Source organism: Aeromonas sp. FDAARGOS 1404 (genome assembly GCF_019047085.1).
Classification (GTDB): Bacteria; Pseudomonadota; Gammaproteobacteria; order Enterobacterales; family Aeromonadaceae; genus Aeromonas; species Aeromonas veronii.
The window spans coordinates 2,389,172-2,405,158 of record NZ_CP077237.1; the positions used below are offsets into that span (position 1 = coordinate 2,389,172).

Sequence of the window (15,987 nt, forward strand, 5' to 3'; positions counted from 1 at the left end):
AACAAGCTGTTAAAGATACTAACCAGAGGGGGTTGGATGGGTGGATTTTGAAATAAATGACCTGTTATTTTCGGCTAATCAGAGCTTAATTTTGATTTGTTGACTTAACATCTTGGTAACGAGAGGCGATTCTGACAAACGCCAGAGGATTAATCTGGCGATATTTTACTCTGACAGCGCTCCCATTTTGACCAGAATCCATTTGCGCAAACAGAAATGAGCGCCTAAATTAGCCGGCATTGACAATTCCGTGGCAGAGCTCGTTAAAACCAAGCCTTTATTCGGGAAATCTGCTAATGTTCCGCCTTTGACAGTCAGGAGACAGAGATGGCCACTATCAAGGATGTCGCCTCGCGCGCAGGCGTATCCATCTCCACCGTCTCACATGTGCTCAACCACACTCGGCGGGTCAGCGAAGACGCGACCCAGAAAGTGATTGAGGCGGTGGCAGAACTCAACTACGCGCCCAACTCGGTAGCGCGCAGTCTTAAAATAAATTCGACCAAGACCATTGGTATGCTGGTCACCACCAGCGTAAACCCCTTCTTCGCAGAAGTGGTGCAAGGGGTTGAAGCGTACTGCTTCGAACAGGGCTACAGCCTGATCCTCTGCAACACCGAAAACCAGCCGCCTCGCCAACAGCATTACCTGAGAATGCTGATGGAAAAACGGGTGGATGGACTGCTGGTATTGGGTACCGATATCGACACCCCGTTGCGTGACATGCTGCGCATCCACAAGAACGTGCCGCAGGTGGTACTGGATTGGGGAACGGAGTGCGATTTCGCCAACGTCATCAACGACAACGCCCGCATCGGCGCCCGCATGGCCGTACGCCATCTGCTGGAGCTGGGGCACCGCGACATCGTCTGCATCACTGGCCAGCTCTCCAAGCCGACCACCCAGCAGCGACTGGACGGGGTGCGTGATGCGCTGGGCGAGCACGGTCTGACCCTTAAAGATGAACAGGTCTTTGAAGGGGACTACGAGAGCCAGAGCGGCTTCGATGCCATGCAGCGCATCCTGGCCCTGCAGCCTCGTCCGACCGCGGTCTTTGCCTTCGACGATCCCATGGCGATCGGCGCGATTTGCGCTGCCTGGGAAGCCGGAGTCAAGGTGCCGGACGATATCTCCATCATCGGCTACGACGATGTGGAGATGGCGCGCTTCTCCAGCCCGCCGCTGACCACCATTCGTCACCCGAAGGCCGAATTGGGCCAGCTGGCGGTGAAGCATCTGGTCAGCCGGATCCGCAACAAGGAGCTGGAAGTGGAGTCGATGACGGTACAGCCCGAGCTGATCGTCCGTCGCTCGGTCAAACCGCTGCGTTAATCCGCACCCGTTGCCAACACGAAAAACCCCCTCTGTCACGAGGGGGTTTTTGTTTTCGCAGGCTGGAGTACAAGAGGATTTTCCCCAAGCAACTCTGCTTATCCTCACTTCTGTCAGAAGCAGGAATGGTTATTTTTGTGTGTTGTATTTCGGTGAGTAGGGGCCATACAGGATGCCATTAGGCATACCTGCGCTTAGCAGTCTGAAACTGGTTATCCCTGCGATATCATGGCCCTTGTCCATCACAGTGTTGGTGATCTGGTCAACGACGGCGACGACCAGCATGCCAACCAGGCTACCACCACCATTGGACTTTTGCTCTGCGCTTGAAGCGCGGGCTGTACCTTCCCATATGGTTTTGCCGTTACGCAGGTCCACCAATTTTGCTTTCGCTGTCACGGCTGTTTCACTCGAGACCACCATATAGCTGGTGCCATATTCGGTGATGTCCAGATAGAGCGCGGTATCAGCACCAAAAATCTGATGCAGTTTGCTGATGGGCAAAGAGTGGATATCTTCCGCAACAGTCATGCCGTTCTGACGGAAGGTTTCGTTGGTCAGTGAGACCGGGAAAACATAATAGCCAGACTCGGCCAGTGGCATGGTGCTCTGGGAGAGCAGGCTATTGCCGGCTTTAACATCTGGACTGTGGTTTACGGGAGGCAAAACCAGAATCGATGTAGGGTGACTTTCCCGAAATGCTGTGTAGTCATACGCAGCTTGTTGGGATGCGCAACCAGCCAGTAGCAGTGAGCCCATGATGGAAATCAGTAACTTTTTCATTTGGCTGCTCCTTGCTTCTGGGTGAGCAGAAAATTAATGAAAGTGGTTGATTCTGGGAAGAGTTGCTTCTCTTTCTCGAAGTGTTCCAGTGCGAGGTTGTCACGCCCTTGCTGGGCATAAAGCATGGCCAGATGAGCATGGAAACCGGGCGGCACCTTTTCCCCTTTGCCATTGGCTTCTTGCAGGTTTTTCTCAAGCCGATCGATCTGTTCACCGTTATCTTTTTCTTCAAGGTTCTGGTAGACCGAATCCTGATATTCACCCCAGTTGTACAGGGGCTTGGGTGGGGTCGCACAACCGTAGCTGAAGAGGGCAAAAGCCAGACAGAGTCCTTGACGCATTTTGTTCATTGATTCCCCCTTAGCGAGCCGGTTGCCAGGCACCGTTCTGGATGCCAGAGACCAGATTGTTTACGGCTTCACGAATCGCCAGGTCGAGCACCTTGCCATTGAGTGTGGAGTCATAATCGGCCGTGCCACCAAAACCGATAACTTCGCGGTTGGAAAGCTCGAATTCGCCTGCCCCTTGTGACGAGAAAACAACTTCTGACGTTTTGACATCGACGATGTTGAGGTTGACTTTGGCATAGGCGATCTGCGATTTACCCCTGCCGAGAATGCCAAACAGCTGATGATCTCCCACCGCTTTTCGACCAAATTCAGTGACATCGCCTGTGACGACGTAATCGGCGCCTTTCAGCGTCTGAGTCTCTTTCTTGAGCCCTGCTTCCGCTTGCAACTCTTCCATGTTGGCTCTATCCAGAACACTGAAACGGCCAGTTTGTTGCAGGTGGGTGATCAGGATTGTCTTGGCCTGGCTACCCAGGCGGTCGTTACCATCGGAGAATATACCGCGCATGTAGCTTGAGCGATTATCAAACTTGCCCACAGAAATGGGGCTGCGAGTGCCTTGGTATTGGGTCTGGTAAGAGGTCACTTTGGCAACTTCAAGTGTTCGGGAGGATTCGCTTGCACAACCCGCAAGTGTCAAGCTTGCTGCGATAGTCACAGCAACAATGTGATACTTTGTCATGACAGCCTTATTAAGTTTATGATTATTAATGTTTTTTTGTGGGGCCTGTATCGTATACCAATAAAGCCCCCAACGGAACCGTTTCAGTTGGAAGCCTTAATAAAACTCCTTGTTGTGCTTTGGTAACCAAGGTGGGGGATTGAAGGGGGATCTCCAAATTTTGCTGTGTGATCGTTGTGTTGGACTGAAAACTGTCAGTTGTATGCACCAAGACCCAATTCCAGCCCATATGATAAACATTCCCCCCGTTTGACCCACCTCGCATTTTGCCTGTTAATCGTTTGATCAATATCAACAAAGGGTTAAGTTCTGATGGACTCCCGACTTAACCGTTCCATCCTGTAGGTTGGGTATGACTGTCAAGGATGGTGTCTTATGTTCCCCCCTCGCAAGCTGGGTCACCAGATCACGCTGCTGGCAATCGGCGGCATCGTATTGCTCGCCGTGGTGCTGCTTACCTTTAATCTGTTTGAAAATCGCCAGCGGGCGCTCGCGGCCGAGCAGGCTGCACTGCGGAGCCAGCTCCAGAATGTGGAAGCGGTGATCAAAAACACCAGCCATGAAACCGTGCTGGCGGCGACTCTGATCGCCCAGCGGCCGGATGCAGCAAAGGCGGTGGCCGACAAGGATTGGCAGACCCTCGCCAATCTGTTTGATCCGCTCTGGCCCGCTATCAAGGCGCAGGGGATCCAGCAGTTTCACTTTCACATTCCCCCGGCTACTTCCCTTTATCGGGTACACAAGCCCGCAAATCATGGCGACGACCTCTCTACTACACGGTTGGCAGTGGTCGAGGTGAACCGCAATCATCAACCGGTCGGCGGGTTGGAGACCGGTCAGGGGGGCACCGGGATCCGCGGCGTAGTGCCGGTCACTTTCAATGGTCAGTCGGTCGGCTCGGTGGAGTTTGGCCGCGCCCTCGACACCTCGCTGTTTGCCGATCTGCTGGGCAAGGACAGTCGCTTTGCCATCTATCTGTTTGAACAGGGTAAGCCCGTTATGCTGACTGGTACCTCCATGCTTGGTGAGTCGGTGGACTGGTATCAGGAGGTATTGGCGGGAGAGAGCCGCTTCACCACCATCAAGCAGCAGGGGAGCGATTTTCTGGTGATGGCGGCACCGTTGCGCGACTTCTCCGGCAAGGCGGTCGGGGTGATCGAGTTGGCGCGTGATCACAGTGAGGTTGCAGCCGCGCTGGTACGCCAGAGCTGGCAGATGGTAATGATCGCGCTACTTGGCACCGCTCTGATTGCGGTGGCGCTGGTGCTGCTGCTGGCGCGTCTTAGCCGTCCGCTGCTCGACAGCGTCAAGGCGCTGGAGGCGCTGGCCAATGGCTCCGGCGATCTCGGCAGCAAGCTGCCGGTGGCAGGGCCGGAGGAGATCCGCCGCCTCGGGTCGGCGTTCAATGCCTTTGTTGCCAAGATCCGCGACACCATCAGCCAGCTCACCGCTACTCTGGGCGAACTGGCTGGCGAGAGCGAGCGGCTGTCGCGCAGTGCGGCGGGTAACCTTGGCAGCATGACGCGCCAGCAGGAGCAGACCACCCAGCTCGCCACCGCCATGACCGAGATGACCAGCACGGTACACGAGGTGGCCAACAACACGGCGCAGGCGGCCGAAGCGGCCAACGAAGCGGACAATCAGGCGGTCACCGGCGATGAGGTGGTGCAGCAGAGCGTCAACATGATCGAACAGCTGGCCGAGGAGATCGCCAGCGCGGGCAACACGGTGAAAGAGGTCGCCAAGGCCAGCGAGCAGATTGGCTCGGTGCTGGCGGTGATCCAGTCCATCGCCGAGCAGACCAACCTGCTGGCCCTCAACGCCGCCATAGAGGCGGCCCGGGCCGGGGAACAGGGGCGTGGTTTTGCGGTGGTGGCCGACGAGGTGCGCTCGCTGGCTGGGCGCACCCAGCACTCCACCGCCGAGATCCGCGGTACCATCGAGCAGTTGCAACGGGCGGTGGGCACCACGGTGACCATGATCGAACACAGCGTCTCGCGGGCGGGAGAGTCGGTGGAGCGGGCCAATCAGGCGGGAGAAGCCCTCGGCCGGATCAAGGGAGCGGTCAACAGCATTCGCGACATGAACACCCAGATCGCCGCTGCCTCGGAGGAGCAATCCTCGGTGAGCGACGAGATCACCCGCAATATCGTCAGCGTCCACGAGATCTCCCAGGCCACCACGCTGGTGGCGCGGGATACCGCCCATATCGCCAGCCATGTGGCGACCCTGGTGGACAAGCTGGGGGATCTGGCCGGGCAGTTTCAGGATGGTTCCAACGTGCGGATGGTGCTGAGTCGCGCCCGCGCCGCTCACATGGGCTGGAAGACTCGGGTGCGCGCCTATCTGGATGGGCAGGAGGGGCTGTCGCGCAGCGAGGCGGTCAGTGACAAGGAGTGCCGCCTTGGTCACTGGTACTTCAGCGAAGGGCAGGCATGCTGTGGCGATCAACCCGCCTTCAGGGCGATCGCCGCCCCGCACGCCAGACTGCATCAGGTTATCCAGCAGATTATCGAGCTGAAAAACCAGCACAAGCATGAAGAGGCGGAGGCTCTCTACCGCGAGATCGAGCAGAACTCAGAGCAGGTAGTGGGCTGCATCGATCAGCTGCTGCGGGAGATGACCAAGCCGGAGCGTTAATGACGAGCGGATCGGATAACCAAAGGGCTGACAGCGATGTCAGCCCTTTTTCATGGTGCGGGTCTGGGGCGAGGTTACTGCTCCGGACGCAGATCCTGATAACGGGCGGCGGTGATGAACTGGCCGAAGGTTTCACACCAGACGATCACGCTGCTGTAGCGGGCCGGATCGATCGTGGCGGGCAGCGGCACGATAAAGTTGTCGAAGGTCTTCACCGGCCCGACTCGCACCATCTGATCCTTGAGGCGGGCAAAATCGGCTTCGGTCTCGACAAACTCGGGGGAGAGGTAGAGCTGGTAGTCCGGCCCGGGGGCCAGCTTGCCCATCAGGCTGACGGCATCCGGCCCTATGCTCACCTTGCCTTCCCCCCAGTGCAGCCGATCGCTGTCTTTCAGATCCCGGCGAAAGGTGCCGTGGAATCTCGCTTGCTGCTGGCTGGCCGCTACCTGCTCGGTATCAGGTGCGGGTGGCGCGATCAGGATCGGCAGGGTATAGACACCGGCGGCAAAGCCTGCCGCCGCGACCAGCAGATGGGTGCCCAGCAGCAGGGCCATGGTTTTGCGTTTCATGATATCTCGGTCGTTGATGAATTGATGGCAAAACCATACCAGTCCGGGGGCCCGCTGCCCAGTTTGCTCAGGCCATAGATGTCGTTATCCATCTATGGTGACGTGGGGTGTGATCACGCCAATGGCTCAAGGCCGGAAAGTGCCGTCCTGGCCTTTGTTGATCTCGCTGGCGGCGTGTACCAGCTGTTCCAGCTGGTGGTGGATCTGGGTGCGATCCAGCTGCTGCAAGGGCTGACGACTCCACAGTACCGGTGTCAGGCTCTCGGTATCGAAACCCAGTACCGGCTTGCACGGGTCCTGACTGAACAGGTTTTGGGCGGCGGCCTGAGCGCTGGTGGCCGCGTCGAGGCGGGTAAACATCAGCAGATAGTCGGCCGGGTGTTCGGTCAGGTGACAGGTCAGTTCGCCGATCTGCAGGCTGGTGACGCTCTCCTCCTGTTGCGGCGCAGGCAGGGAGAGGGAGAGAAACAGCTGGTGGATGGCGGCGTGATAAAGAGAGTTCATTGATGGCTCCAGATTGATGATGGCGCCATTAGAGCAGGTCACCGCCAGCGGCACTGTTAATGGTGGCTCTCTTTTTTTAGCTTTTCGGTCAGCGAGATAGCACGCCGCGCTCAGTACAAAAATCGCGACCAATCCCGATAGTCCCTATTGATGGCCTCTCCTAGACTGGCGGCGAAACATCACAAGAAGACAATCATCATGCAGATTCAAGCAAACACTGTCGGCACACAGGCCGTCGCTCACCCCAGTGATGCAACCACAGGGGTTGGCCGGATGGGCCAGCTGGAGGTGCGTCAGGTCGCCACCGGACAAGATGCGATCTTGCTGGGCAACCGCAGCGAACCGCAGAAAGGGCAGGGGCTGCTCTCGCGATTGGGGGCCCAACTGGCCCGCCCGTTTGTGGCCATCAAAGAGTGGATCGGCAACCTGCTGGGGAGCGGCAAGAGTGCCGCTGCGCCGAAGACTCAGGTAGCAGAAAACCTCTCCATGGCGGATCAGAAACGTCTTTTTTTGCAAAAGGCACTGCCCTATACCCTGAGCGCGCTCGACAAGACAAGCGAGCTGAAAAGTATCAATGCTGAACAACTGCGCAAGGACCACACCACGCTGGCGACTGGCAACGGTGCTCTGCGTTCCTTGGTCACTGCCCTGAGCGGTATTCGTGATGGATCAAAAATCGAGGCAACCACTCATCAGGCCGCCCGCCTGCTTGAACTGAATTTGGGCGGAATTGCTCTGCAGCAATGGGGAACCACGGGCAGGCAGGCCAGCGAATGGGTGAGCTCCGCCACGCAGGAGCAACTCGGTGAGGTTGCAGCCGGATTGAACGACCTGATGCATGAGGTTGCCCAATTACGCTATGCCGTCGAGAGTGAAGTTAAAGGTGAGCCTGCCGACAAGGCGCTGGCTGAGGGCTTGCAGAATCAATTTGGCCTGGAGGCTGAACAATATCTGGGTGAACAGACCCACGGTCTTTACAGCGATGCTGAAGTCATGGCGCTTGGTCTCTACACCAATGGCGAGTACCAGCACCTGAATCGCTCGCTGCGTCAGGAAAAGCAGCTGGATGCAGGGCAAACGTTGATCGATCAGGGCATGTCTGCTGCTTTTGAAAAAAGCACTCCCGCCGAGCAGTTGGTCAAGACCTTCCGCGGTACCCACGGTGGCGATGCGTTCAGCGGGGTGACAGAGGGGCAAGTCGGTCATGATGCCGCTTATTTCTCTACCTCTCGGGATCCCAAGGTGGCCACCAGCTTTGGTGGTTCAGGCACTATTTCCACGGTATTTGGCCGCTCGGGGATCGATGTCAGCGACATATCCGTTGAAGGGGATGAGCAGGAGATCCTCTATAACAAGGCGACGGATATGCGGGTGTTGCTGAGTGCCAAAGATGAGCGGGGAGTCACCAGGCGGGTACTGGAAGAGGCCAAGCTGGGGGAACAAAGCGGCCATAGCAAGGGGCTGTTGGATGCGTTGGATCTGGCAAGAGGGTCGGGCGGTGCCGACAAGCCGCAAGAGGTTGATATCCGTCTGAAGATGCGCGGCCTCGATCTGGCGTGACCAGATAGCACGAGAACTGATACCAATGGACACCCTCGGGTGTCCGTTTTTTATTCTGGCGGGAGTGGGCTATAGGGGGTCAGTGCAAGTTGGTGGCTCTCTTTTTTTAGCTTTTCGGTCAGCGAGATAGCACGCCGCGCTCAGTGCAAAAATCGCGACCAATCCCGATAGTCCCTGTTGATGGCCTCTCCTAGACTGGCGGCGAAACATCACAAGAAGACAATCATCATGCAGATTCAAGCAAACACCGTCGGCACACAGGCCGTCGCTCACCACAGTGATGCAACCACAGGGGTTGGCCGGATGGGCCAGCTGGAGGCGCGTCAGGTCGCCACCGGACAAGATGCGATCTTGCTGGGCAATCGTAGCGAACCGCAAAAAGGGCAGGGGCTGCTCTCGCGATTGGGGGCCCAACTGGCCCGTCCGTTCGTGGCCATCAAAGAGTGGATTGGCAACCTGCTGGGGAGTGGCAAGAGTGCCGCAGCGCCGAAGGCGCAAACCGCCACGTCCCCCGAGGATCTTCAGCGTCTGATGAAGCAGGCTGCATTTGGTAGCTCGCTGGGTGGCTTTGCCAAGGCGGACGTGTTGAACAACATCGCCGCCGAACAACTGGGCAAGGAGCACGCCACTCTGGCGACCGGCAACGGCCCACTGCGCTCGCTCTGCACCGCGTTGCAGGCCGTTGTCATCGGCTCCGAGCAGCCGCAGCTTCGTGAGTTGGCTGCCGGGCTGCTGGCTCGCCCCATCGCCGGTATCCCGCTCCAGCAGTGGGGCACTGTGGGGGGCAAGGTGACCGAGCTGCTCGCCAGCGCCACCCCCGAACTGCTGCAGGAGGCGATGAGCCAGCTGCACACCGCGATGGGTGAAGTGACCGACCTGCAGCGGGCCGTCAAGGCTGAAATCGCTGGCGAACCGGCGCAAAGTGCGACCACCACTACGGATGCGACGCCCATCCAAAGCGGTGAGAGCAAAGGGGCTGCCCGCGAACAGGTCACCATGGGCCGCCAGACTCCGGCCACCGGTTACAAGCTGGCGCTGGATCTTATCAGCTATCAGGCCAGCTACCTGCTGCGGGATCAAACCTCGACCGAGGTGACCCTGAGCAGCAGCGATCTCAATGCCCTGCATCAACATATTGCCGATGGCTCCATCAACAGTTCCCACATGGCCAAGTTGCAGACCCGCGGCGATCTGCAAACCCTGCGCACTCTGGCGCTGTCGCTAGCCAGCGGCAGCGACGCCAAGGGCTCTTCCCTTGGTCATGCCCTCGACAGTCTCGCCTCGGCGCGTCCCAACCAGCGACTGGTGCTGGGCGGCCTGATGCAGTTTGCCGGTCAGACCGATCAGGCGTGGGTGAATCATACAGCTGGCAAGCCGGAGGATCGGCTCGATGCCGGGGCGCGGCTGCGCTTTGACACCGGCCATATGCAGGCGGAGCTGGGGCGTCTCGGCGACAGCGAGGCACGGCAGGTGCTGCAACAGCTGGAAGGGGCTTTTGGTGATCGGGCCAGGGCTATCTGCGACTTCGCGGTTGCTCAGGTCTCCGGCTTTGCCGATAGCGAAAGCAGCCCTGAGGCTGTGCTGGTTTCCCGCCTGACCCGCATGGGCAATCTGGTGGGCAGCCTGACCGATGCGCTCAAGGAGCGGCTGCAACTGCCCGGGTCCGCCCGTGGCGAGCCGACCATGATCGACTTCGCCAGCCAGCTGACACCGCTCGAACTGGCTGCGCTGGCTCATATCGGCGTCGATGAGAGCTATCTGTAAACCGTCAGCACACAGCCCCTCGGGGCAAGGTGATATGACATAAAAACGGACACCCTCGGGTGTCCGTTTTCTTTATTCGGGCGTGAGTGGGCTGAGGGGTAAGAGCAGACCGACTGGCTTACAGGCTGGCGAAATCCACTTCGGGCAGGGTTTCGAAGCCGGGGCGGGCAAACAGATAGCCCTGCATCAGGCTGACGCCCATCTCCCGCAGGCAGGCCATCTCTTCGCGGGTCTCGATCCCTTCTGCCAGCGGGGTGATCTGCAACTCGGCAAACAGCGCCAGACAGTGGCGGACTATGGCTTGTCGGGTCGGGTCATGGTCGATGCCGCGCAGCAGGTGCATATCGAGCTTGACGATATTGGGGTGAAAATCGGCCAGCAGGTTGAGGCCCGAGTAACCGGCGCCAAAGTCATCGATTGCCGTCTTGAAGCCGAGGGCCTGATAGTGATCGACGATGCCGCGAAGATGCTGGCTATCCTGCACCTGCTCCACCTCGGTCAGCTCGAACATGATCTGCTCGATGGGGAAGAGGTGCTCGCGGGCCGCCTGCAGGGTGGTGCGGATGCAGCGCTCCGGGCGATAGACCGCATTGGGCAGAAAATTGATGCTCAGCATGCCCCGCATCCCGAGCCGGGCGGCCAGTGCGATGGCCTTGATGCGGCACAGCTGGTCGAAGCGGTAGCGATTGCCGTCGTTGACCCGGGCAATCACGCTCTGCGCCGGTTCGTTGTTGATCCCCCGTACCAGCGCCTCATAGCCGAAGATGGTGCGCTGGCTGCAATCGACGATGGGCTGAAAGGCCATGGTGAAGTCGAAGTCGAGATCTGCTTTCTCCTGACACAGCTGGCAGATGGCGGGGGACGGGGCGGCAGGCATATCCATGACTTTCCTCTTGGGCGTGGCGGCGCTGGGCACTGTCTCAAATGATAACAGCTCATTACCCCCCTGTAGGTTCGATTAGCGCAGCGTAATCGGACGATCGAGAGGCTTTGATTACGGTTGTTGCCGTGATTCAGGAGCGGCCAGCCGGAGGGGGGAATTCGGCTGGCTGTTATGGTGGGAGAATCGATTTACGCGAACGTCCTATTACGCCTGACGGCTAATCGAACCTACGAGATCATATTTTTTAGAAAGTGAACCTGCTCAATAATTCAATTTTTTTTGTAATGTAACTGACATCTATTGTGTCATGGAAACGATTGCTTATTTGCATGACACGATTTGAATAGTTTTTTTCTTGGGCATTGCCACTGCTAATATTGCTGGTGTGGCGGTTCTCAATTTCATTAGAGTTCTCACTAGAAAGAGACTCCATATTGAAGTATGAATTCATTAGATTTGCTTCAATGAACGCACATTCGCCCTTGTACTTGTCGAGCCGTTCATCTTTTGGGACAATCTCATAGAGGATTTCTATCATTCCACTTGGATACTTTTTACTTTCTAAAGCATTTTTATATTCATGATGGTGATACTCATGAGCTACGACTAGAAAAGCGGTTAATGCGGGGTAAAGGTGATAGTTAGGTGGGGTTAAGTTTAATACTAGAGTTATCTTTGTAAATAACTGCTCAATGTCTCTTAATGATAGTTTTTTTATCTCTGATAGGAAAGAAATCGTATCTGACAAGTTAACCCAGTCTGTTCTGTCCCCAGAGTGCTTCCCTCTCGCCTGAAAGTACTCTTCCAGCTCTAGATTATGATATAAACCATTAATAAATTTCTTTAGATTAGGCTTCGGAAGTTGATACTCAATGTCAATAAATCTCTTAAGATATCCGATTGACTCAAAACCCTCTCCATAAATAGATCTTACACTATGTGATAATTGTTCTTTATCCATGGCAATAATGAATATGAGCCCTTCGATATCAAATAAGTGTTTGATTCTCTCCAGCAATTCAACTGCATATGTTGGCCTGCATCTGTCAAGCTCATCTATGAATATGAATAGCTTTCCATTATGTGCTTCTTGAATTGTTTGAGAAAGACCATTTTTAAATATTATAATTTGATCCTTTTCAGATTCATATTTTTCGATTGTGCTGGAGGATGCATCTTTAGCAAGCTCCCCCATTGCTTCTTCGACAAAATCTTTCGTATCCAGAACTCCCATAGTCATAATTTTTAACGCAGCAGGAATGCCTTTTTTTAATAATATCTCACCAGCGCTTTTGGTGAGGCTCCATGCGGGATTATGCTCAACTGAGCCTTTGTGTAGTTGACTATCAATTTCACCCAAAAAGGCTAATAATGGATCACCTGCAAAATCAGTGTGCCATGCACTGAATAGTACTGTGCTGCATTGGGCTAATTGTAAGTCAGCTTTTAGCATATTGATGAAGGTCGTTTTTCCTGTTCCCCAAGGAGCATTAATTGAGAACGTTATAGGGCTAGATATTTTTTGAAGAAGAGCAGAAATATTTTGTATACTATCTTTTAAATCAATGCCATCAAACTTAAATGGATCTTCAGGGGGGATAGATATAAAGTTTGGTTTTATTTTCATGATTAAGTCCATGAGTGAAGGAAATACTTTTTTATACGCCAACGAGCAATTAATGCAATAAAAAAGGCGCCTTTCGGCGCCAATTTGAGATATTGCTAACAAACCGCAATTACTGCAACAGGGAGATATCCGCGACTTGCAGGAACAGGTTGCGCAGGTTGTTCAGCAGCGCCAGACGGTTGGCCTTGAGGGCCTCGTCATCGGCCATCACCATGACTTCGCTGAAGAAGGTATCGACCGGCTCGCGCAGGGCGGCCAGACGGGTGAGGGCAGCCTGATAGTCACCGGCGGCGAACAGCGGAGCCAGTTCGGCTTGCAGTTCGGCAACCTGGGTGGCCAGCGCCTTCTCGGCGGCATCGACCAGCAGTTCCGGTTTGACGGCAGTCGGCAGTTCGCCTTCGACCTTGGCCAGAATGTTGCTCACGCGCTTGTTGGCGGCAGCCAGTGCCAGTGCGGCATCCAGGGTGCGGAAGTGGCTGACGGCCTTGACGCGACGGTCGAAGTCGAGCGGACGGGTCGGGCGGCGGGCCAGCACGGCCAGCACCACGTCGGCACCGATGCCTTCGTCCTGATAGGCGGCGCGGAAGCGGCCCAGCATAAAGTCGACCACGTCGGTAACGACGGTTTTGTTGGTCAGCTTGTCGCCGTAGACGCGTACCGCTTCTTCAACCAGTTCAACCAGATCCAAGTCCAGCTGCTTCTCGGTCATGATGCGCAGGGCACCGATGGCGGCGCGACGCAGGGCGAAAGGATCCTTGTCACCCTTCGGCAGCATGCCGATGCCGAAGATACCGGCCAGGGTGTCGAACTTGTCGGCCAGCGCGACGGCGCAGGCAACCAGACCGGACGGCAGGGCATCACCGGCAAAGCGCGGCATGTACTGCTCGTTGAGGGCCACGGCCACTGCTTCGTCTTCGCCATCGTGACGGGCGTAGTGCATCCCCATGACACCCTGGGTGTCGGTGAACTCGCCGACCATGTTGGTCATCAGATCACACTTGGAGAGCAGGCCGGCACGCTTGGCCTGAGCCACGTCGGCGCCGATACGCTCGGCGATAAAGCCGGCGACGGTCTCGATGCGCTCGACCTTGGCCTTGACGGTGCCCAGCTGTTGCTGGAACAGCACGGTTTCAAGGCGCGGCAGGCGGGAGGCCAGAGTCTGCTTGAGGTCGGTCTTGAAGAAGAACTCGGCGTCAGAGAGACGGGGGCGAACCACCTTCTCGTTGCCGCTGATGATCTGGCTCGGGTCTTTGGACTCGATGTTGGTGACGAAGATGAACTTCGGCAGCAGCTTGCCGTTCTTGTCGTAGACCGGGAAGTACTTCTGGTCACCCTTCATGGTGTGAACCAGCGCTTCAGCCGGAACGGCCAGGAACTTCTCTTCGAAGTTGGCGGTCAGCACTACCGGCCACTCGACCAGTGCGGTCACTTCTTCCAGCAGGGCGTCGTCCAGATCGGCCACGCCACCGAAGGCGGCAGCAGCCGCTTCGACGTCAGCCTTGATCTTGGCCTTGCGCGCCATGAAGTCGGCAATCACCATGCCGCGCTCCTGCAGGATCTGCGGGTACTGGCTGGCGTTGTCGATGGTGAACTCGCTCTCGCCCATAAAGCGGTGGCCGCGGATGGTGCGGGCAGAGTCGATACCCAGAATGTGGGCGGGCACCAGCTCGCCATCCAGCAGCAGGGTCACGGTGAAGACCGGACGCACGAACTGGATGGTCTTGTCGCCCCAGCGCATCATTTTCGGGATCGGCAGCTTGGCCAGTGCTTGGCTAACCAGCTCGCCCAGCAGATCGACGGCCGGACGGCCTTCGACCTTGGCGGTGTGAACCAGCCACTCACCCTTGTCGGTGACCAGACGCTCGGCCTGCTCAACGGTGATGCCGTTGCCACGGGCCCAGCCTTCGGCAGCCTTGGTCGGCTTGCCTTCGGTATCGAACGCCTGCGCCACGGCCGGGCCGCGCTTCTCGACGCTCTTGCTCGGCTGTTCGCCAGCCAGCTCGCTTACCTTCAGCGCCAGACGGCGCGGTGAAGCAAACCACTCGACGTCGCCGAAGGCCAGATCGGCCTTGGTCAGTTCGGCTTTGAAGTTGTCGGCAAAGGCTTCGGCCAGGGAGCGCAGGGCTTTGGGCGGCAGCTCAGCAGTACCGATCTCTACCAGAAATGTATGTTGTGCCATGTCCGTTCCTTAACCTTGCTTGTTCTCACTGCGCTGACACATAGGGAAGCCCAGCGCTTCGCGGGAGGCGTAGTATGCCTCTGCCACGGCCTTGGTCAGGGTGCGAATGCGCAGGATGTAGCGCTGACGCTCGGTGACCGAGATGGCCTTGCGGGCATCCAGCAGGTTGAAGGAGTGAGCGGCTTTCAGGATGCGCTCGTAGGCAGGCAGCGGCAGCGGTTTTTCCAGTGCCAGCAGATTCTGGGCTTCCTTCTCGTACTGCTCGAAGCAGTGGAACAGGAACTCCACATCGGCGTGTTCGAAGTTGTAGGTGGATTGCTCCACTTCGTTCTGGTGGAACACGTCGCCGTATGTGGTCTTGCCCAGCGGGCCGTCAGACCAGACCAGATCGTAGACGCTGTCCACGCCCTGAATGTACATGGCCAGACGCTCGAGACCGTAGGTGATCTCGCCGGTGACCGGCTTGCACTCGAGGCCGCCAACCTGTTGGAAGTAGGTGAACTGGGTCACTTCCATGCCGTTCAGCCACACTTCCCAACCCAGACCCCAGGCACCCAGAGTCGGGTTTTCCCAGTTGTCTTCCACGAAGCGGATGTCATGGATTTCAGGATCCATGCCCAGCTCTTTCAGGGAGCCCAGATAGAGTTCCTGAATGTTGTCGGGGGAAGGCTTGATGATCACCTGGAACTGGTAGTAGTGCTGCAGGCGGTTCGGGTTTTCACCGTAGCGGCCGTCGGTCGGACGGCGGGACGGTTGCACGTAAGCGCAGGCGATGGGCTCCGGGCCCAGGGCACGCAGACAGGTCATGGGGTGGGAAGTACCGGCACCCACTTCCATATCCAGCGGCTGAATGATGGTACAGCCCTGGCGGGACCAATAGTCCTGCAGCTGCAGGATCAGGCCCTGAAAGGTTTTGACATCGAATTTTTGCATAATTTTTTTCGCGCGAAGTGAAAATCAGAGCAAGATTTGCTGAATGTGAACCGAGGGAGTATACCGTCTGGCATGGTCGGATAATAGGCGAAATTGCAGCGGATTCACGGGATGGTGCTGCGCTGTGGCTGGTCGGGCGGGATGTCCGGTATATGATGTGAGCAGTGCCGCCTGTAGAGTG

13 protein-coding genes are annotated in these 15,987 nt (G+C 57.0%); 4 read left to right on the forward strand and 9 right to left on the reverse strand.

Going from position 1 to position 15,987, the window contains the following annotated elements; genetic code table 11:
* The first annotated feature begins 327 nt into the window (after positions 1-327).
* Positions 328-1,332, forward strand: coding sequence for a substrate-binding domain-containing protein (locus I6L34_RS11100; protein WP_005355925.1), 1,005 nt, complete (start codon positions 328-330; stop codon positions 1,330-1,332).
* Positions 1,333-1,461: 129 nt separating this feature from the next.
* Here I6L34_RS11100 and I6L34_RS11105 read toward each other — a convergent pair whose 3' ends face one another.
* The 3 genes from I6L34_RS11105 to I6L34_RS11115 are packed head-to-tail and all read right to left on the reverse strand — an operon-like array spanning position 1,462 to position 3,147.
* The gene (locus tag I6L34_RS11105) at positions 1,462-2,115 is read right to left on the reverse strand and encodes a DUF799 domain-containing protein (protein ID WP_019446311.1); all 654 of its coding nucleotides are present in this window, start codon (positions 2,113-2,115) and stop codon (positions 1,462-1,464) included.
* Positions 2,112-2,465: a DUF4810 domain-containing protein gene (locus tag I6L34_RS11110; RefSeq protein ID WP_050498494.1), complete on the reverse strand. Its 354-nt coding sequence runs from the start codon at positions 2,463-2,465 to the stop codon at positions 2,112-2,114. Before I6L34_RS11110 ends, I6L34_RS11105 begins: the two co-directional genes overlap by 4 nt.
* Positions 2,466-2,475: 10 nt before the next feature.
* Entirely contained in the window at positions 2,476-3,147 is a 672-nt protein-coding gene (locus tag I6L34_RS11115) for a CsgG/HfaB family protein (RefSeq protein ID WP_042054701.1), read from the reverse strand.
* A 375-nt stretch (positions 3,148-3,522) separates the two neighbouring features.
* Between I6L34_RS11115 and I6L34_RS11120 the strand changes: the two genes are divergently transcribed.
* Positions 3,523-5,787, forward strand: a complete 2,265-nt coding sequence (locus I6L34_RS11120; protein WP_216954710.1) for a methyl-accepting chemotaxis protein — start codon at positions 3,523-3,525, stop codon at positions 5,785-5,787.
* Positions 5,788-5,861: 74 nt separating this feature from the next.
* Here I6L34_RS11120 and I6L34_RS11125 read toward each other — a convergent pair whose 3' ends face one another.
* A complete protein-coding gene (locus I6L34_RS11125) occupies positions 5,862-6,356 on the reverse strand; it encodes a DM13 domain-containing protein (RefSeq protein ID WP_040069868.1) in 495 nt (164 codons plus the stop codon).
* A 126-nt stretch (positions 6,357-6,482) separates the two neighbouring features.
* Positions 6,483-6,860 carry a CesT family type III secretion system chaperone gene (locus tag I6L34_RS11130; protein ID WP_139741739.1) on the reverse strand — a complete coding sequence of 126 codons (378 nt, stop codon included), beginning with the start codon at positions 6,858-6,860 and terminating at the stop codon, positions 6,483-6,485.
* 198 nt (positions 6,861-7,058) lie between these two features.
* Between I6L34_RS11130 and I6L34_RS11135 the strand changes: the two genes are divergently transcribed.
* Complete coding sequence (locus I6L34_RS11135) at positions 7,059-8,420, forward strand: ADP-ribosyltransferase (RefSeq protein ID WP_216954711.1); 1,362 nt, start codon at positions 7,059-7,061, stop codon at positions 8,418-8,420.
* 228 nt (positions 8,421-8,648) lie between these two features.
* Positions 8,649-10,184 (forward strand): ADP-ribosyltransferase, encoded by a 1,536-nt coding sequence (locus I6L34_RS11140; RefSeq protein ID WP_216954712.1) that lies wholly within the window; start codon positions 8,649-8,651, stop codon positions 10,182-10,184.
* Positions 10,185-10,302: 118 nt separating this feature from the next.
* Here the strand turns inward: I6L34_RS11140 and I6L34_RS11145 are convergent, their stop codons facing one another.
* The 4 genes from I6L34_RS11145 to glyQ form a co-directional block, all read right to left on the reverse strand.
* Entirely contained in the window at positions 10,303-11,067 is a 765-nt protein-coding gene (locus I6L34_RS11145; RefSeq protein WP_216954713.1) for an EAL domain-containing protein, read from the reverse strand.
* Between the two features lie 244 nt (positions 11,068-11,311).
* Positions 11,312-12,694: a P-loop NTPase fold protein gene (locus tag I6L34_RS11150; protein ID WP_216954714.1), complete on the reverse strand. Its 1,383-nt coding sequence runs from the start codon at positions 12,692-12,694 to the stop codon at positions 11,312-11,314.
* Positions 12,695-12,803: 109 nt separating this feature from the next.
* The gene (gene glyS / locus I6L34_RS11155) at positions 12,804-14,873 is read right to left on the reverse strand and encodes a glycine--tRNA ligase subunit beta (RefSeq protein WP_216954715.1); all 2,070 of its coding nucleotides are present in this window, start codon (positions 14,871-14,873) and stop codon (positions 12,804-12,806) included.
* 9 nt (positions 14,874-14,882) lie between these two features.
* Positions 14,883-15,806, reverse strand: a complete 924-nt coding sequence (gene glyQ, locus I6L34_RS11160; protein WP_005339464.1) for a glycine--tRNA ligase subunit alpha — start codon at positions 15,804-15,806, stop codon at positions 14,883-14,885.
* Positions 15,807-15,987: the final 181 nt, after the last annotated feature.